The following is an 18,330-nucleotide window of genomic DNA, read 5'->3' as shown; positions in this document are numbered from 1 at the left end:
GGGGAGATTCTAAGGTGCGGCGGAAAATAGCCACGCTCAACCCACGGCCTTGCTCATCGCCTACAATTGACCCCGACGGGCCTTCCCGCATGGTGAAGCGGCCAACCGGGTCAGATGGGGAACCAAGCAGCCCTAACTGTGGAGTCAGTGCCGGGGTCAAGGCTCGTCACCTTATTCAGCAGACCCTCCAAAGGGTCAAAACAGCCAGCCACATCAAGGGCTTGCATGCCTTTCGGACGCCCGCTTCTGCCTGAGGTGCGGGCCTCCCCCCATGAGGGTCAGCGGGCCACCATGGCAAAGGCCTCGACGCGCCCAAGCCTGAAGCGTGCGACTGGGCCGATCGATCCCTTCGGCGTCACCCGGCTATGCGGCGGTCGTCTGAAACACCCGCCCTTTGATGCATCAAACAGACCCGCAGCACGCGGTGTGATATTGCCGCCATGCTGCGGCCCGGAATGGGTGCAGTGGCTTCAAACGCCTGTGTTTTATGGGATCTCTGTCCCGACAAAGCTCAAACTGTCCCACCGGAACCGCTTACAAAATCCGTTCGTTTTCAAATCAAGTCGCACATCCCGGATCTTGGCGATGCTCGCTTCGGGTAAAGGCACCATGCTGCGTTCGCCAACATGCAAAAACCGCTGTGCATGGTCGCGATCAAATCCGGCGGCCGAGGAAGGCTTCCAAAACGCCTGCACAGGAAGGGAGGCCGATTTGTCCAAACAGGTCATGGCCAACAAAAATGCACCACCACCCATTGCATCGATGTCGGCGGGGGCACTCAGCATCATCGAAGGAGCGTCCGAAACCACCTCGAACACCCCTTCTTCATCGCCCTTGGCCAGTCCTTTCACGGAGCGCATGGCCAGAGGAATTGCGGTCAGGTGATCAAACGAAGGTTCTGTCGCGGGAAAGGGCGCGTATTGCAGAAAGGTCTCAAACTTGATGCCATGAAGCGAACGCTCGGCCACGGTGACGAAAACGAAATCTGGATTCCATTCGCGGACCATTCTCACCAACATGCCTCCATCCTCATAAGCTCGGTCCCAATGCACCCTGACAACATCGGAAAAGGTGGTACTCATCGGGTCGGCCAGGTGCGCGCCAAACGAGTCCGAAAGCCACAAAACACGCGAACGGTTCAACGCATGCGCATTCTTTGTCACGATTGGGCGGGTCAGTGACACCCTGGCTCCGGCAACGCCAACAGGGTCGATAACCTGGCCGCTTCCATACCCATGGCGTGCAAACGTCGGTGCAAGACGGTTCATCTCGAGAATCGGGAGTTTTTCACTCATCGACCCCAGCCTCAAAAACTCGGCCAGATCGCCTCGGTCGGTGGAAACCAGGTCGAATACCTGATAGCTCGAAGCATCCGGCCATTTCAACTCGGGATCCAGCAGTTTCATGCGCTTGGCAAATGCTTGAAACGCATACGACGCCCCAACCATGTTCCAGTGGGTATCGAATTTAAAAAACAGCCGCTCAGGTTCATGGGATTTCGCAGCCAGCAATGGCACTCGCAAATCCTCAAATACCGATGTTCCCAAGCCTTGAAAAATGGCATCGGTCACGCCATGCCGGGGCGGGTGAACCCAATTGGGCAGAAACTCAGGATAAATGCTCTCTTTGCTCGGGGCCACCATGATCTGGAAAGACCGGACACCCTGCGATTGAAAAAAGGCCGACCAGCGAGCAGCGCCCCGGGCGAATGCCTGCCCCTTCGCCACGTGATCTGGTCGTCCGGGCAGCCGGGCTTGCGACAATGAACCCTCATACCCATCTCCCAAATACAACCAGTCCGATTTTCCAATAACCGATCGATCTGGGGCAATGCTCACGCCAACGCGAAAGAGCCCGGCGCTCACCCACCCAAGCAATGCATCCACATTGAACAAAGATGCGCGACTGCAGCAAGGCAACGCATCTGGTGTTCGCCAAGCCGTCAAATTTGCGACAGGCAGCAACAGCACGAGCAAGGCGGACGCGCCCAGCACACGAATCGATTTTCTCTTCATCATGATCAAAAGTTGAAATAGAGAAAAACCGCACTCGTGCTGATCAAGGCCAAGCACACAGACAACGCAAGAAAAACCACGGTAATGGACATTTTCAATGTGTTCATTTCACCGACTGCAAGCTCCATTGTGTTTTTTCGACACAACAGGAAAAAGCCAAACACCAACATCAGTCCAGCTGGAAGTTGGGCCACGAGATGTGAGGGAAACAACCACAGCAGGTGGTCTGCCATCCAGCCTGTTCTGGCCAGACCTGTTGACGGTATGTTTTCAACAGGGATAAAGCCCATCGATTTCCAGTTGATCATGCCATCAAGCATGCGCCGTGCACTTGTTCCGTCCTTTGCGCGAAAGAAGACCCAGGAAAAATTGACAAAAAGAAAAGTCAGCAACCAGGCCATCCACACAGGGATCTTGACACGTGTTGTTTGCCAGACCCTGTGCACCACCAGGGCCGAGCCATGCAACAAACCCCAAATCACAAACATCCAGGACGCACCGTGCCAAAGCCCACCCAAAGCAAACGTGATCATCAAGTTGACCGCGGTGAAGCCTGCCCCATTTCGGTTTCCACCCAATGGAATATAGAGAAAATTTCTTAAAAAATTGCTCAGGGTGATATGCCACCTGCGCCAAAAGTCCTGGATATTCAATGCCTTGTAGGGTGAGTTGAAATTGATTGGCAGAACAATATTGAAAAGCAAAGAGATGCCGATCGCCATATCACAATAACCACTGAAGTCGAAATACAGTTGAAGCGTATAGGAAAGGCTGCTGATCCACGCGCTGTAGAAATCCAAATCGCCACGCCCATCAAAACCGGCATCTGCCCACACTGCAAAGGTATCGGCGATTACCAGCTTCTTCACCAGGCCAATGGAAAATATGAACAGCCCCTTCAAAATATTTGACTCTCTTGGCACCCAAGTCCACCGAGACGAAAACTGCGGCATGATTTGACTGTGCTGCACAATGGGTCCGGCAATAAGGTGCGGGAAAAAGGTAACAAACAAGGAATAATTCAGAAGATCATATTGACTGGTTTCACCTCGAAAACTGTCCACCAGATAGACAATCTGGGTAAACGTAAAGAAGCTTACAGCCAGCGGCAATGCAATCTCATTCAATCCGATCTCGAGGCCGTTTATCAGGTTCAGATTGGCCACGAAAAAATTGGCGTATTTGTAATAGGCCAACATGGCCAAATTGGTCGAAATCCCAAAAACCAGCATCGCCCGCCGATAACGGATGCCTGCACCGGACCCATTTACAACCGCCTGGCTGGACGCTCTTGACAGGTGTGAGCCAATGGCAAAGTTGAACCCGATCGATAAAAGTATCAATGGCAGGTGAGTCCAATTCCAGTAAGCGTAAAAAAACAGGCTTGCCAAGACCAGCCAAAGCTTGCCGCCAAGCAAGCATCTTTTGCGATTAAGGGCGAAATAAATGCCAAATGTAACTGGCAAAAACAACAGAATAAATTGCCAGCTGCTAAAAATCATAAGACACAGAAAATGGAAGCCAGCATTGATTGGGCCCAGTGAAGCGACGGAGTCTCAAAGGGCGCATCTTGAAGACAAAAAACTCACCCATGCCCCGGCCGCAGACTGCGATAAATGTGAACAATTTACCGACACCTACAGGCCTTGCATGCAAACGAATGGGAGATAGCATCTCGGCATGCATTGAAACCGAAGATTCGTGGCAAGCGTGGCTCGACAAGAGACCGCCAGTTTGTTCGCTTTTTTGTGTTCAGGCTGGGAATAGGCCACGATTGGCGGCCGGTCAATTGGAGCCATATCATAAGGGGCAACCTTCATGAGATGGCCCTGATAGCGGATCGCAAATTGCGCACGGACTCTGTCCTGTTTTGTGCTGCGCGGTGCCAGTCCGACAAATTTGCTGACCACTTCGTCACCGGAGGAATGCATTCACCTCAAAGATCTTCTGCGCCCACCAGGAACTGCCAGCAGCAGCCAGAACTGCCCTGGTTGGTAAACCGTGCGCCAAGCCACGCCAGCGTTTCAATACCTGTTGCAAGAATTTCCAGGCCCCGCGAGGGTGATCGCACGCCTGCTCCTGGCCTGGAGCTCAGTTGGGCTCAACGCCCTTTCCATGGGTAGCTGAAGCCCGGCAGGTTCAAACCCCGGAGTCCGCGCGGCGTCGCTCCAACCAATTAAGGAGCAAGGTATTGAATGCCTCGGGCTGCTGGCGCATGACCCAGTGCCCTGTCTCCAGCCCATGTGCAGCGCAACCCGGTTTTTTCGCCAGATTGAGGACCCATTGCCTGGAGTGAAACATGAATGGTTTGCGTTGCCCGTAAATGAACAGGGTGGGCACTTCATCGCCCAGAAATTTCCCAACCCGGGCAACACCTCTCAAGCCACCCAAACTACCGAACCACTGCATGGCGTAGGGGTAGTTCATCTGCCATGCAATGGTTTCGGATGGCGTACGGCAGCCGATCGCCCGGGCCATGTAGCGCGTCATGCGGCTGGCCATGCCAGGCCACAACGGGCCCAGCTTCCAGGCCACAGCCAACCACAGTTGGTAACCAGCGATCAGCAGCTTTTCTTTCAGGGTCAGTTGGCTCAAATATGCCCCCGAGTTCGTATCACCAATGTCCACCCCCACCACGGCCTCAACCCGCTTGCGGTGGCGGGCCGCAAATTCGTAGCCAAAGAAGCAGCCCCAGTCGTGCAGCACCAAGGTCACGGGCTCGGTGGGACTCACTTCGTCGACCACCTCAGCCAACAAACCGCACATGGCGTCCACAGACACCGGGCGGGGAGGCTTCTTCAGATCAAAGCCCGGCAGCGTGACACGCACACACCGGTAGCGAGCCTTGAGCGCGGTCACAGCGGGTTCCCACAACGCTGGCCCATCAGGCCAGCCGTGCACGAACACGAGAGTGGGGCCGGCACCATCCACTAAAACGGTGAGGTCATTGATTTCCAGGCTTGTTTGCATGCGCGTTTCTTTCGGGCTGATTGGCACCCAATCACCGCGGATTGGGCCAGGTGGTGGTGTTCAAAACGCCCGCAGTGCGCGGCGCGGCTTTTGCGGCATGAGACACGAGTCGCAAACCACGGCCCGCAAGGGTTAGGCGGAGAACGCGCATCATGGAAATTTTGAACACCATCCTCATGCGCCAGTCTGGCTGAAAACACCGCCCGGCGCTGTCACCTTTGCCTTGTCAGGGAACAGACCCTTGAATGGGCGATACTGCCGACCCTATGCAACGCACCATCTTCACGACGCCTCTGGTCAGCACCGCGTTCAGGGCCTTTTCCCTGACCTACCTGAAGCTTGCCGGCTGGACCATTGAAGGCAAACTGGGGGCGGATGCGCGAAAAAGTGTGTTGATCGCGGCGCCCCACACCAGCAACTGGGATCTGCCCATGACGCTCATGGTGGCGTTTTCGCTCAAGTTGCACCCGCGCTGGATGGGCAAAGCGAGCATTTTTCGTGCGCCCTTTGGCGGACTGATGCGTTGGCTGGGAGGCATTCCGGTCGACCGAAGCCAGTCGACCAACCTGGTCGAATCCAGTGCCCAGGCCATTCGTGATGCCGAACAGCCCCTGCAACTGATCGTGCCGCCTGAAGGCACACGCAGCAAGACCCGGCATTGGAAAACCGGCTTCTACCACATCGCACTGAGCGCGCAGGTGCCGATCGTGATGGCATTTATGGACTATGCGCACAAGCGCAGCGGGCTCGGCCCCTTGTTTGAGCCCAGTGGCGATATCGATGCCGACATGGCTGCTATCAAGGCGTTCTACAAGCCCTTCAAAGGCAAGAACGCCGACCAGTTCGAGTTCGACCCGCCCGCCTGAACAAGCGCACCAGGCTTCTGGCGGCACTCAGTGCAGTGGGGGACGCCCCGTCTGGCGCTCTTCGAAATGAAAGAAAAGCTTGGCCGCCAGGTCGTGCAATTCGTCGTCCTTCAAAGTGAAGGCCGACATCAGTTGCTGCACCGCATAGCGACGATCGCACATCATCATGTTGCGGCTGATCCGCATTCCATGGATGGCCATGCGCAGGCCAAATGCCTCCAGCAGAGTCTCAGGCCAATCCATGGCCACATCGGTCTCGCGCTGCTTGACCAACTTTTCCGCCCAGACGGCATCACCCTGCGCCCAGATTGAGACGTTGGGGGCAGCTGGTTGCGGATCAATCGCGACGGTTGTGGTGGGTCCCATGGGGCACTCCTAGAACGGAACATCAGCGCAGAGACGGCCTCCGCGCTATCAATTTATAGGGCTCTAGCGTAGCGAGGGGTGACCCGCCCCATTGCGTCGAACAAGACGACCGAAAGCCTTCAAAATCGGGCTTTGTCAACATCGAGACCCTGTCAAGCCCCGTTTGCACATCCCGTCAACAGGGGCAGGAACCCATTCAGAAACATGCCATTGCCCACAAAAACCCGACTCATCAAGCTGGTTGCCCTGCCCGCTGGCGAGCCAGAAACCGATCACCCTCGCCCAGATCGATTGATCAAAGGCAACCCTGTTCGCGAAACCTGGAACCGGGTCAACGAGCCCATGCCAAGGGGCGAAACGTTTTGTGGCGTGTGGCGGTGTGAACCTGGCCATTGGCGAATCGCCATGGGCCCGACCGAACGCGAGCTGTTCACGGTGTTGAGTGGACGTTGCCGGGTCCACGATGCCTCAGGTGGCCATGAAGAAGTGGGAGTCGGCGAAGGGCTCTACATTCCGCCAGGGTTTGAAGGCTCGTTCGAGGTCATGGAAACCCTGACAAAAACCTACATGATCTGTGAATGACTCACAGCGCAAGCCCGAACCGCCGTGTTCATGCCGTGAGTGCAATTGCCGATTTGTAGACCCCGCAGCCCACATACCACTGTTCGACCTTCATCACATACGACATCTTGGTCTGGATTCTGGTGGTCACAGGGTTCACGATGTCGTACTCGACCCATCCACCGCCCGCCTCGGCCTGCGCAACAATGGCATCCAGCAGCGCCTGTCCATCAACACCGGGAATGTCCTGCACGCGCGTACCGACCTTTTTCGAGTTGCCACCAAACGCCAGGTAGCTTCCCAGGCTGTCCAGTGCAAAGACATACATGTCGCGGTCGTGGTAGCCGTTTGAAGGGTCGGTGATGTCGCGAAGGAATGCGTCTTTGCTCGATGCCGCCCGATGTGCCATGGCCTTTTCGACCAGCTCGATGGCCTCCTCTGCGGTGCCTTGCTGCAGCAGGAAAGACGAAACGGCACTTGCAAGCTGCGATGCCCTGCCTTCGAGCTGATTGGCCTGCTGTACGGCTTTCTCAACCATTTGGGCATTGCGCTGGGTGATCTCGTCGAGCTGGCTGACCGCTGAAGAGATTTCAATCAGGCCGGAGCTTTGCTCTGCGCTCGCCGCTGAAATGAGCGACATGTTGGCGGCCACGCCGCGCACGCCCTTTACGATCTGGGTCATGTTGCCCTCGGCTGCGCGAATCTGGGTGACGCTGCTCGCCACTTGGGACGAAGACGCTTCGATCAGCTGGCGAATTTCTTTCGACGAGGCTGCAGATCGCTGCGCCAGCGAACGAACCTCGTTGGCCACCACCGCGAACCCGCGTCCCTGCTCGCCCGCCCTGGCGGCCTCAACGGCCGCATTCAACGCCAGAATATTGGTCTGAAAGGCCAGACTGTCGATCACGCCAATGATTTCATTCATTTGCTGCGCGCTCTTCTGTACCGTCTCAACCGACTGCACCGCAGCGCCCATCGACTGCGCTCCCGATTCGGCCACATCGCGCACCTGTGTCGCCTGCGTGTCGGAATCGCCCGCCGTCTCGGCGTTCTGATGCACGGTGCTGGACAACTGCTGCACGCTGGCGGCCGTCTGCTCCAGGTTGGCCGCCTGCTGCTCCGTGCGATCGGCCAACTCGCGATTGCCCACTGCCAGGCTCTTGCCCGAATGCGCGACCAGGGCGGAGTTGCTGCGCACCTCGGCCACCATCGCCGAGAGGTTCGAATTCATGCGCTCCAGCAGGTTGCCCAGCTCGGCGAGTTCGTCGCTCCCGCGCAAGCGCACATGCGCCCTGAGGTTGCCTGATGAAGTCTCCCGCATGACATCAACAACGTGGCGAAAATCAATCACGAAGCTGAGGAAGAAACTGATCATCAGGTAGGCCACCAGCGCGATACCCAGGCTGGCGCCCGCAACCGTCAGGGCGCGAAGTTCCCGATCCGACTGCAGTCGATCGGTGAGCAATACATTGAGCCTTTGCTGAAGCGCCGACTGGTAGTCCTGGATGGCTTTCAGCGCCAGAGAGCCAGCCGCGAAATAGTCGTTCGCCCCCATCGCGCCCGCGGGACCCAGGGCCTTGTCCGCCTGGGTCAAATACGACTCAACCGCCTGAATTGTTTCCGCATTCTTCAGCTCCACCTGTCCATACCGGGTCAGGAACACCTGTTGACTGCCCAGGTCCCTGGTTTTGTCGCGCGCTTCCCGCACCAGCAGCAACGCCTCACCGAGTTGGCCCGAATCGCGTTGCGCCTTGGCCAGCTCACCCGCACCGATGCCGCGCACCTTGGCAATTCGCTCACCCCAGATCGGCAGTTCGCTCACCATGATGTCCATCAGGAAGTAGGTGCTGGGAACAGGATCGAACAGCAGGCTGGAACGCTCACCCGCCGTGTAAATGAGGCGCCTGAGTTCCTGGATCAAGTCGCTGTGTTCAGCAAAGGCCTGAGACGGTGACCGCCATTGCGCTGACTGGGCCGCAGACAGCTTCTTGCTCAACGATTGCCATTCAGGCGCCAGGCCAAAATCTGGACGTTGCGCCATTTCTTGCTGCACCACCGCCATTGCCTGGTTCAGTGCTTCGCGGGCCGGCGCCACAGAAGAGGAATCCGCTGTTCCCCGCGAAAGCAGGACATGGGTTTGCCCGCGATGGACCTGCGTCGCTTGAATCACCTCGGTCAGGGCCACCACCAACGCCACGCCGTCCACCTCATCGGTGGATACGCGAATGGATTCACTCAGGCGATTGATGAGGAAATAGCTGACCACCAGCAGAGGAATCAGTAAGACCAGGGCCAGAACACCTAGCTTCGTCGGCAACCGCAGGGAGCGCATCAGAGCGACACCGGGCGAAAAGGGCTTGAAGGCAATCATGGTTGTTCGTGTGTGGGTTCTATTTGAAGGACGTCAATGACTCATCGGCGCTTTTCGCCGCTTCTTGACGCTGGGCGGGACGAGGCACATCAATGCGGATGGCCTGACAGGCCCGATTGCCGGGCCTTGAACCAGCAAAAAAGCTCATCGGCAATGAGGGCAAGCGCGCGATCTCCCATGTCTTGGGCGTCGTGCAATTGCTGCAATGCGTACTGCGTGTCGCAGCGCATGTCGATGCGGCTGATCGACATGCCGTGGCTAGACATGCGCAGGCTGAACAGCGTCAACAAGTCGTCGGGCCAAAGCAGCATGGCGTGCTGATCACCCCTCCGCGATGCGTCGCGCATGACGGGTGCGGAAAGACGGGTAGACGAGGGGTGAGCGAAATGGGCCATGCCGGACTCCGGTTGGGGTGTGCCAAGCTGATACCCAGGTGGGAACAATGGCTGACCACAACTTTAGACAAGCATGGGGGACGTCTGCGACGGCAAAAAAGGGGCAATTACCGCCCAGAACAGGGGTTAACTTTCAAGGTAAACCCCCTCTTCAGATCAGCGCAACTGGGGGATGGCTCCGGATCAAGCCGGGATCTCATGGCCTTTGCGCTAGCCCATCAATAGCAACTCGAATTCGGCGAGCTGCTGCTCACGCATACAGGCATCACCTCATCGGGCATCTCAGCCAGGCTGGTGAGCCAGACGCGCAAAAGCGTTCACCACCTCCAAGGGGGCTTGAACCAGCTCAATCAACACGCCCTCTCCAGCGATCGGAAACTCTTCGCTGGCTTTGGGGTGCAAAAAAGTGATGTCGAAACCAGCCGCACCCTTGCGGATGCCCCCCGGCGCAAACCGAACGCCATTGGCCGTGAGCCATTGCACTGCCAATGGCAGGTCATCAATCCACAGACCAATGTGGTTCAACGGCGTGGTGTGCACCGCCGGTTTCTTCTCGGGATCGATGGGTTGCATCAGATCGACTTCCACCTTGAACGGGCCACGGCCAATGGCGCAGATGTCTTCGTCCACGTTTTCCCGCTCACTCTGGAAACTGCCGGTAACCTCCAGGCCCAGCATGTCGACCCAGAGTTTTTGAAGGCGCTTCTTGTCTGGTCCTCCAATGGCGATCTGCTGGATGCCCAGCACTTTGAAGGGGCGGGTGGAAATCGTGTTCATGTGCAGCCTCAGGAAGGAAAGGCCATATCGGCCTGGGTGGTGCTGACGGCGCGGGCCTTGAGGCCCAGCTTCTTGAGCAGGCTCAGGTCGGCATCGGCATCGGGATTGCCTGTGATGAGCAACTTGTCGCCATAAAAAATCGAGTTCGCCCCGGCCAGAAAACACAGCGCCTGCACCGCCTCGCCCAACTGCTGGCGACCGGCCGACAAGCGCACCCGCGCCTTGGGCATGGTGATGCGCGACACCGCAATCACACGCACAAAGTCCAATGGATCGATGGGGGGCGCATCGGCCAGTGGCGTGCCAGGCACGCGCACCAGACTGTTGATGGGCACCGACTCGGGATGGGGGTTCAGGTTGGCCAACTGGGCGATGAGTCCTGCGCGGTCAACCGGGCTTTCGCCCATGCCCACGATGCCGCCGCAACACACACTGATGCCGGCCTTGCGAACGCTGGCAAGGGTATCGAGGCGGTCTTGATAGGTACGGGTGTCCACCACCTGACCGTAGTACGCCGACGACGTGTCCAGGTTGTGGTTGTAGTAGTCCAGCCCCGCATCTTTCAACTGCTCGGCATGGTGGGGTTCAAGCATGCCCAGGGTGGCACAGGTTTGCAGACCCAAACCTTTCACGGCCTCCACCAGCTTGGCCACCTTGATCACGTCGCGATCCTTGGGTGCACGCCAGGCGGCACCCATGCAAAAGCGGGTGGCACCCGCGTCTTTGGCCGCCTGAGCAGCCTGCACAACCTCGTCAACCTCCATCAGCTTTTGCGCGGTCACACCGGTGTCGTATTGCGCCGCTTGCGGGCAATAACCGCAGTTTTCCGGGCAGCCGCCGGTTTTCACCGACAACAAGGTGGCCAGCTCGATATCGGCGTCGGGGAAGTGCTCGCGGTGCACCGTCTGTGCGCGGTGCATCAGTTCATTGAATGGCAGATCCAGCAAGGCCTGAACGTCTGCCAAGCGCCATGCGCCTTCCGGCCCAGGGGCCGGGGAATGGTGCAGCACGACGGGTTGAACAGCCACTGAAGAAGCAGAAACGACAAGACTCACACAAACTCCAGAATGATCTGGTCGACCGTCAGGGACGCCCCCTTCTCAGCCGTGATGGATTTCACCACGCCGTCCTGTGCGGCAAACAACACGTTCTCCATCTTCATTGCCTCGATCACGGCGACACGTTCACCCGCTTGCACCTTCTGCCCCACCTCCACGCTCACATCGGCCAAAAGCCCGGGCATTGGGGACAGCACAAAGCGGCTCATATCGGGTGGTGCCTTGAACGGCATGAGCTTGTGCAGCTCGGCCATGCGTGGCGAGACCACCATCGCTTCCACCTTTGTGCCGTTGTTCTGCACCACCAGGGCCAATGGGTTGCGGGGCGTGCCGCGCTCCACCTGAGCGGTGAATGGCTCGCCATTGCACACCCCCGTGATGCACACATCGTTCAACCGCGAAGGGCTGGAGATCGCATAGCGCTTGCCGTCCACTGTGACCATGGCCACGCCAATCTGACCCACCTCTTCAACCACGTTCACCTGGCTGTAGCCATGCTCACCTGTGGCGTTGAGCGTGACCACTCCAAAATCGTGGCCCACCTTCACGCCGTAGCCTGGCAACTGCCCGGAAATGCCTGCCGCGCGCTCGCGCGATTTGCGCCGCACAAAGGCCGCCAACGCAACGAGAAAGTTCGGATCGTCGTGTGGCACATCTTCCGCATGGAACCCGTCAGCGTAATTTTCAGCAATGAAGCCCGTGTTGAAATCGCCCGAGACAAACTTCGGGTGGGCCAGCAACGCGGCCTGGAACGGAATGTTGGAGCTGACGCCGCGAATCACGAAACCGTTGAGCGCTTCGCGCATCTTGGCAATCGCATCATTGCGGTCTTTGCCGTGCACGATGAGCTTGGCGATCATCGAATCGTAGAACATCGGAATTTCACCGCCATCGACCACACCCGTGTCCACACGAACGCCATACAGCGCTTCGGTGTTGCCCTGGAACATGGTTTGCTCAGGGGGGGCAAAACGCACCAGGCGCCCGGTGGACGGCAGGAAGTTGCGGAACGGGTCTTCGGCGTTGATGCGGCATTCAATGGCCCAGCCATCACGCTTCACCTGCGCTTGTGTCAGTGGCAGCTTCTCGCCAGCGGCCACGCGAATCATCAGTTCCACCAGGTCGAGCCCGGTGATGCATTCCGTGACCGGGTGCTCCACCTGCAATCGGGTGTTCATTTCAAGGAAGTAAAAATCCTGGTCTTTGCCGACCACGAACTCCACCGTGCCTGCGCTCTGGTACTGCACCGCCTTGGCCAGCGCCACCGCCTGCTCGCCCATGGCCTTGCGCGTCGCTTCGGAAATGAAGGCCGAAGGCGCCTCTTCGATCACCTTCTGGTGACGCCGCTGAATCGAGCACTCGCGCTCGTTCAGGTAGACCACGTTGCCCTGCGAATCGCCCACCACCTGGATTTCGATGTGGCGCGGCTGCTCGACAAATTTCTCGATGAAGATGCGGTCGTCGCCGAAGCTGTTGCGCGCTTCGTTCTGGCAAGCGGTGAAGCCTTCCAGGGCCTCCTTGTCGTTGAACGCCACCCGCAGGCCTTTGCCGCCGCCGCCAGCCGATGCCTTGATCATCACGGGGTAACCAATGTCTTTGGCTATTTCCACCGCGCGCTCGGCCGATTCGATGGCATCGTTCCAGCCCGGAATCGTATTTACCTTCGCCGCCAGCGCCAGCTTCTTGGACGCGATCTTGTCGCCCATCGCCGCGATGGAATGCGCCTTGGGACCGATAAAGGCAATGCCCTCGTCTTCACAGCGCTTGGCAAACGCCTCGTTCTCGCTCAGGAACCCGTAGCCCGGGTGAATCGCCTGGGCGCCGGTTTTCTTGGCCGCCTCGATGATCTTGTCAGCCACGAGGTAGGACTCGCGCGACGGCGCAGGTCCGAGCAAAACCGACTCATCGGCCAGCTGCACGTGCCGCGCTTCTTTGTCAGCCTCGGAATACACCGCCACGGTGGCGATGCCCATTTTTTTTGCGGTGGCAATGACACGGCAGGCGATTTCGCCGCGGTTGGCTATGAGAATTTTTGTGAACATGATGATGTCCTTCTATCGAATGGTGATGTGCCGGTGTTTTATCCAAGGGCACCGCGGAACCGACTTTGCCGGACCGCCAGTGCCGCCCCTTGAGGGGGTGACGCGCGAAGCGCGGCGCGGGGGTGTTCAAAGAGGAATATTGCCGTGCTTGCGCCAGGGGTTTTCAACCTTCTTGTCTTTCAACATCACCAGCGAACGGCAAATGCGCTTGCGCGTTTCGTGCGGCAGGATCACGTCGTCCACATAACCGCGCGCGCCCGCCACAAACGGGTTCGCAAAGCGGGCCTTGTATTCGGCTTCCTTGGCTGCCAGCTTCTCGGGATTGTTCTTGTCTTCGCGGAAGATGATCTCCACCGCACCCTTGGCACCCATCACCGCGATCTCGGCATTGGGCCAGGCGAAATTCACATCGCCTCGCAGGTGCTTGGAGGCCATCACGTCGTAGGCACCACCGTAGGCCTTGCGGGTGATCACCGTGATCTTGGGTACGGTGCATTCGGCGTAGGCATACAGCAACTTGGCGCCGTGCTTGATGATGCCGCCGAACTCCTGGCTGGTACCCGGCATGAAGCCTGGCACGTCCACAAAGGTCACCACCGGGATGTTGAACGCATCGCAAAAGCGCACAAAGCGCGCGGCCTTGATGGAACTCTTGATGTCCAGGCAACCGGCCAGCACCAGCGGCTGGTTGGCAACGATGCCCACCGTCTGGCCATCCATGCGGGCGAAACCGATCAGGATATTTTTCGCGTACTCGGGCTGAAGCTCGAAGAAGTCGCCGTCATCCACCGTTTTGACAATGAGCTCTTTCATGTCGTACGGCTTGTTCGGGTTCTCGGGCACCAGGGTGTCCAGGCTGCGCTCCATGCGATCGATCGGGTCACCGCTGGGGCGCACCGGCGCTTTCTCGCGGTTCGACAGTGGCAAATAGTTGTAGAGCCGGCGCAGCATCAACAGCGCCTCCACATCGTTCTCGAATGCCAGGTCGGCCACGCCACTCTTGGTCGTGTGCGTCACCGCACCGCCCAGTTCCTCGGCGGTCACGCTCTCGTGCGTCACGGTCTTCACCACCTCGGGACCGGTGACAAACATGTAGCTGGAGTCTTTCACCATGAAGATGAAATCGGTCATGGCGGGCGAGTACACCGCACCACCGGCCGAGGGACCCATGATCATGCTGATCTGAGGCACCACGCCGCTGGCCATGACGTTGCGCTGGAACACCTCGGCGTAGCCGCCGAGCGATGCCACGCCTTCCTGAATCCGCGCACCACCCGAATCGTTGAGGCCGATCACCGGCGCACCGACCTTCATGGCCTGGTCCATCACCTTGCAAATCTTTTCTGCATGGGCTTCGGACAATGCCCCGCCGAACACGGTGAAATCCTGGCTGTAAACGAACACCAGACGGCCATTGATCATGCCGTAACCGGTCACCACGCCGTCGCCCGGGATTTTGTTTTCGGCCATGCCGAAGTCGGTGCAGCGGTGCTCGACAAACATGTCCCACTCTTCGAAGGTACCCTCGTCGAGCAGCACTTCCAGCCGCTCACGAGCGGTCAGTTTGCCCTTGGCGTGTTGTGCGTCAATGCGCTTTTGTCCACCACCCAGACGGGCTGCAGCGCGCTTCTCTTCCAGTTGTTCAAGGATGTCTTGCATGGGTTTCTCCAGATGAATCTGTGGCGTCTTCAAAATCAATCAAACAGGTCCAGCAGCGCACGCGCCGCCGTCGAAGCGGGCAACCCGCCTGCCAGCACTTGCTGGGTCGTCTCGGCAAGCGCCGTGCGAACGTTGGGGTGCTCGCGAAAACGCTGTTTCAATCCTGCGTCAATGCGCTCCCACATCCAGGACTTGGCCTGCTGTTGGCGACGGGCTTTCATGCAGCCATTGCCGGACTGCAAGCCACGGTATTCCGACACCGAGGCCCAGAATCTGTCCACGCCCTCGCCCTTCAAGGCGCTGAGCTGGATCACCTGTGGATGCCAGATGGCTTGATCATGGTGCATGTTCTCGGGGTTGCCGTGCAGACCCAGCAGACGCAGGCTGGACATGATCTGGGCGCGGGCCCGCGTGGCGGCATCGGGATCGATATCGGCCTTGTTGATCACCACCAGGTCGGCCAGCTCCATCACGCCTTTCTTGATCGCCTGCAAATCGTCACCCGCGTTGGGCAGCTGCATGAGGACAAACATGTCGGTCATGTTGGCCACCGCCGTCTCCGACTGGCCCACGCCCACGGTTTCAACAATCACGATGTCGTAACCTGCGGCTTCGCAAACCAGCATGGCCTCACGCGTTTTTTCGGCCACGCCGCCCAGCGTGCCGCTGCTCGGACTGGGGCGGATGTAGGCCTTCTCGTGCACGCTCAGGTGTTCCATGCGGGTCTTGTCACCCAGGATGGAGCCGCCCGAAACGGTGCTGGATGGATCGATGGTCAACACCGCCACTCGGTGGCCCTTGTCGATCAGATACAGACCCAATGCTTCAATGAAGGTGCTCTTGCCCACGCCGGGCACACCGCTGATGCCCAGGCGAAAACTCTTGCCCGTGTGCGGCAACAGCGAAGTCAGCAGCCCGTCACCCTGCGCGCGGTGATCGGCGCGGGTGGATTCGAGCAGCGTGATGGCTTTGGCCATGGCGCGCCGCTGCACCAGCGCCGCCCCCTGAACGATGCCCGCATACAAATCCACAGAGGTCACCCCTGGGCTTTCTTGATCTGTTCGAGCACGTCTTTCGCGCTCGCGGGGATGGGCGTGCCAGGGCCGTAAATACCTTTGACGCCCGCTTCATAGAGCATCTCGTAATCCTGACGCGGAATCACGCCGCCCACGAACACGATGATGTCGTCAGCGCCCTGCTTCTTCAGCTCGGCAATGATGGCCGGCACCAGCGTCTTGTGGCCCGCAGCCAGCGTGGACACACCGACAGCGTGCACATCGTTTTCAATCGCCTGGCGAGCACACTCTTCGGGTGTCTGGAACAGCGGCCCCATGTCCACGTCAAAGCCCAGATCGGCAAAAGCAGTGGCCACCACTTTGGCGCCTCGGTCGTGGCCGTCTTGCCCGAGCTTGCTGACCATCACGCGAGGGCGGCGGCCTTCTTTCTCGGCGAACTCGTTGATCTCGGCCTTCAGGGCATCCCAGCCCTCGGCGGAATCGTAGGCAGCAGCGTACACACCGGTCACCTTTTGTGTATCGGCGCGGTGGCGCCCGTAGATTTTTTCCAATGCGTCCGACACCTCGCCACCGGTGGCGCGCAGGCGCATGGCCTGGATGCTGAGATCGAGCAGGTTGCCCTGGCCCGATTCAGCCGCAGCGGTGAGCGCCTGCAAGGCCGCTTGCACCTTGGCCTCGTCGCGGCTGGCGCGAATGGCTTTGAGGCGCGCGATCTGGCCTTCGCGCACGGCCACGTTGTCGATGTCGCGCGCTTCGATCGGGTCTTCGTCTTTCAGCTTGTATTTGTTGACGCCAACGATCACGTCTTTGCCCGAATCGATGCGCGCCTGCTTCTCGGCCGCTGCCGCTTCGATCTTGAGCTTGGCCCAGCCACTGTCCACGGCCTTGGTCATGCCGCCCATGGCTTCGACCTCCTCAATGATGGCCCAGGCCTTGTCGGCCATTTCCTGCGTCAGGCTCTCCATCATGTAGCTGCCGGCCCATGGGTCGACCACGTTGGTGATATGCGTCTCTTCCTGGATGATCAGCTGGGTGTTGCGGGCGATGCGGGCGCTGAATTCGGTGGGCAGCGCAATGGCCTCGTCGAACGAATTGGTGTGCAGCGACTGGGTGCCACCGAACACCGCCGCCATGGCTTCGACCGTGGTGCGCACCACGTTGTTGTAGGGGTCCTGCTCGGTGAGCGACCAGCCCGAGGTCTGGCAATGGGTGCGCAGCATCAGGCTCTTGGGTTTCTGGGCGCCCACGCCTTTCATGATGCGGGTCCAGAGCAGGCGGGCCGCGCGCATCTTGGCGATTTCCAGGTAGAAGTTCATGCCGATCGCCCAGAAGAAGCTCAGGCGGGGGGCGAAATCGTCCACATCCATGCCCTTGGCCATGGCCGTCTTCACATACTCCTTGCCATCGGCCAGGGTAAAGGCCAGCTCAAGCGCCTGGTTGGCGCCGGCTTCCTGCATGTGGTAACCCGAGATCGAGATCGAATTGAACTTCGGCATGTTTTGCGCCGTGTACTCGATGATGTCGCCGATGATCTTCATCGACGGCTCGGGCGGGTAGATGTAGGTGTTGCGCACCATGAACTCTTTCAGAATGTCGTTCTGAATCGTTCCGGAAAGCTTGTCCTGCGACACGCCCTGCTCTTCGGCGGCGACCACATAGCCAGCCAGAACCGGCAACACCGCACCATTCATGGTCATGGAGACCGATACCTTGTCCAGCGGGATCTGGTCAAACAGAATCTTCATGTCTTCGACCGAATCGATCGCGACACCCGCCTTGCCCACATCGCCCGTCACGCGCGGGTGGTCGGAGTCGTAGCCACGGTGGGTGGCCAGGTCGAAGGCCACCGACACCCCTTGGCCGCCCGCCGCCAGTGCCTTGCGGTAAAAGGCGTTGGACTCTTCAGCGGTCGAAAAGCCGGCGTATTGCCGGATCGTCCAGGGGCGCACGGCGTACATCGTGGCCTGCGGGCCACGAATGAAGGGCTCAAACCCCGGCAGGCTGTTGGTGTAGGGCAGGTTCGCGGTGTCTTCGGCCGTGTACAGCGGCTTGACACTGATGCCGTCTGGCGTCACCCAGTTCAGCGCATGCACATCCCCGCCCGGGGCAGATTTCTGGGCGGCTTGGCCCCAGGCTTCCAGAGAGGCGGCTTTGAATTCGGGATCTTTTTGGGTCATGGCAAGGCGTGGGTGTTTGGCGACAAAATCGAAGCAGATTTTATATCATTCATAATT

At 58.9% G+C, this 18,330-nt stretch carries 14 protein-coding genes and 1 other RNA gene; 3 read left to right on the top strand and 12 right to left on the bottom strand.

The features are described from left to right. The first annotated feature begins 74 nt into the window (after positions 1-74). Positions 75-171, top strand: an RNA gene (gene ffs / locus LPB072_RS09835) — signal recognition particle sRNA small type. Positions 172-485: 314 nt separating this feature from the next. Here ffs and LPB072_RS09830 read toward each other — a convergent pair. From LPB072_RS09830 to LPB072_RS09815, 3 genes are all read right to left on the bottom strand, one after another. Then, on the bottom strand, positions 486-2,018 hold the full coding sequence (locus tag LPB072_RS09830) for an alginate O-acetyltransferase AlgX-related protein (RefSeq protein WP_082876817.1): 1,533 nt from the start codon (positions 2,016-2,018) through the stop codon (positions 486-488). A gap of 2 nt (positions 2,019-2,020) precedes the next feature. Beyond that, positions 2,021-3,517, bottom strand: coding sequence for an MBOAT family O-acyltransferase (locus LPB072_RS09820; protein WP_066088206.1), 1,497 nt, complete (start codon positions 3,515-3,517; stop codon positions 2,021-2,023). 637 nt (positions 3,518-4,154) lie between these two features. Then, complete coding sequence (locus tag LPB072_RS09815; RefSeq protein ID WP_066088361.1) at positions 4,155-4,985, bottom strand: alpha/beta fold hydrolase; 831 nt, start codon at positions 4,983-4,985, stop codon at positions 4,155-4,157. Between the two features lie 266 nt (positions 4,986-5,251). Here LPB072_RS09815 and LPB072_RS09810 point away from each other — a divergent pair, with 266 nt between their 5' ends. Continuing rightward, a complete protein-coding gene (locus tag LPB072_RS09810) occupies positions 5,252-5,851 on the top strand; it encodes a lysophospholipid acyltransferase family protein (RefSeq protein ID WP_066088209.1) in 600 nt (199 codons plus the stop codon). Between the two features lie 27 nt (positions 5,852-5,878). On the opposite strand, the gene LPB072_RS09805 is transcribed toward LPB072_RS09810, so the two are convergent. After that, positions 5,879-6,217: a hypothetical protein gene (locus LPB072_RS09805; RefSeq protein ID WP_066088211.1), complete on the bottom strand. Its 339-nt coding sequence runs from the start codon at positions 6,215-6,217 to the stop codon at positions 5,879-5,881. A gap of 204 nt (positions 6,218-6,421) precedes the next feature. Between LPB072_RS09805 and LPB072_RS09800 the strand changes: the two genes are divergently transcribed. Further along, positions 6,422-6,799, top strand: a complete 378-nt coding sequence (locus LPB072_RS09800) for a cupin domain-containing protein (RefSeq protein ID WP_066088213.1) — start codon at positions 6,422-6,424, stop codon at positions 6,797-6,799. Positions 6,800-6,827: 28 nt separating this feature from the next. On the opposite strand, the gene LPB072_RS24140 is transcribed toward LPB072_RS09800, so the two are convergent. The 8 genes from LPB072_RS24140 to scpA form a co-directional block, all read right to left on the bottom strand. Further along, positions 6,828-9,149, bottom strand: coding sequence for a methyl-accepting chemotaxis protein (locus LPB072_RS24140; protein ID WP_331000271.1), 2,322 nt, complete (start codon positions 9,147-9,149; stop codon positions 6,828-6,830). 89 nt (positions 9,150-9,238) lie between these two features. Beyond that, on the bottom strand, positions 9,239-9,544 hold the full coding sequence (locus tag LPB072_RS09790) for a hypothetical protein (RefSeq protein WP_157559271.1): 306 nt from the start codon (positions 9,542-9,544) through the stop codon (positions 9,239-9,241). A gap of 282 nt (positions 9,545-9,826) precedes the next feature. Continuing rightward, positions 9,827-10,321: a VOC family protein gene (locus LPB072_RS09785; protein WP_066088224.1), complete on the bottom strand. Its 495-nt coding sequence runs from the start codon at positions 10,319-10,321 to the stop codon at positions 9,827-9,829. An 8-nt stretch (positions 10,322-10,329) separates the two neighbouring features. Beyond that, on the bottom strand, positions 10,330-11,376 hold the full coding sequence (bioB, locus tag LPB072_RS09780; protein WP_082876818.1) for a biotin synthase BioB: 1,047 nt from the start codon (positions 11,374-11,376) through the stop codon (positions 10,330-10,332). Next, positions 11,373-13,421: an acetyl-CoA carboxylase biotin carboxylase subunit gene (locus LPB072_RS09775; protein WP_066088229.1), complete on the bottom strand. Its 2,049-nt coding sequence runs from the start codon at positions 13,419-13,421 to the stop codon at positions 11,373-11,375. The genes bioB and LPB072_RS09775 overlap by 4 nt, the downstream gene beginning before the upstream one ends. Before the next feature lie 126 nt (positions 13,422-13,547). Further along, positions 13,548-15,080: an acyl-CoA carboxylase subunit beta gene (locus LPB072_RS09770; RefSeq protein ID WP_066088364.1), complete on the bottom strand. Its 1,533-nt coding sequence runs from the start codon at positions 15,078-15,080 to the stop codon at positions 13,548-13,550. A 35-nt stretch (positions 15,081-15,115) separates the two neighbouring features. Continuing rightward, positions 15,116-16,057 carry a methylmalonyl Co-A mutase-associated GTPase MeaB gene (gene meaB / locus LPB072_RS09765; protein ID WP_231943538.1) on the bottom strand — a complete coding sequence of 314 codons (942 nt, stop codon included), beginning with the start codon at positions 16,055-16,057 and terminating at the stop codon, positions 15,116-15,118. Positions 16,058-16,116: 59 nt separating this feature from the next. Further along, the gene (gene scpA, locus LPB072_RS09760; protein WP_066088235.1) at positions 16,117-18,273 is read right to left on the bottom strand and encodes a methylmalonyl-CoA mutase; all 2,157 of its coding nucleotides are present in this window, start codon (positions 18,271-18,273) and stop codon (positions 16,117-16,119) included. Between the last annotated feature and the right edge of the window lie 57 nt (positions 18,274-18,330).

The sequence above is a fragment of the Hydrogenophaga crassostreae genome, from assembly GCF_001761385.1.
Taxonomy (GTDB): Bacteria; Pseudomonadota; Gammaproteobacteria; order Burkholderiales; family Burkholderiaceae_C; genus Hydrogenophaga; species Hydrogenophaga crassostreae.
Note: the sequence above shows the minus strand (reverse complement) of the source record. Positions and strands in the feature narration are given on the sequence as shown.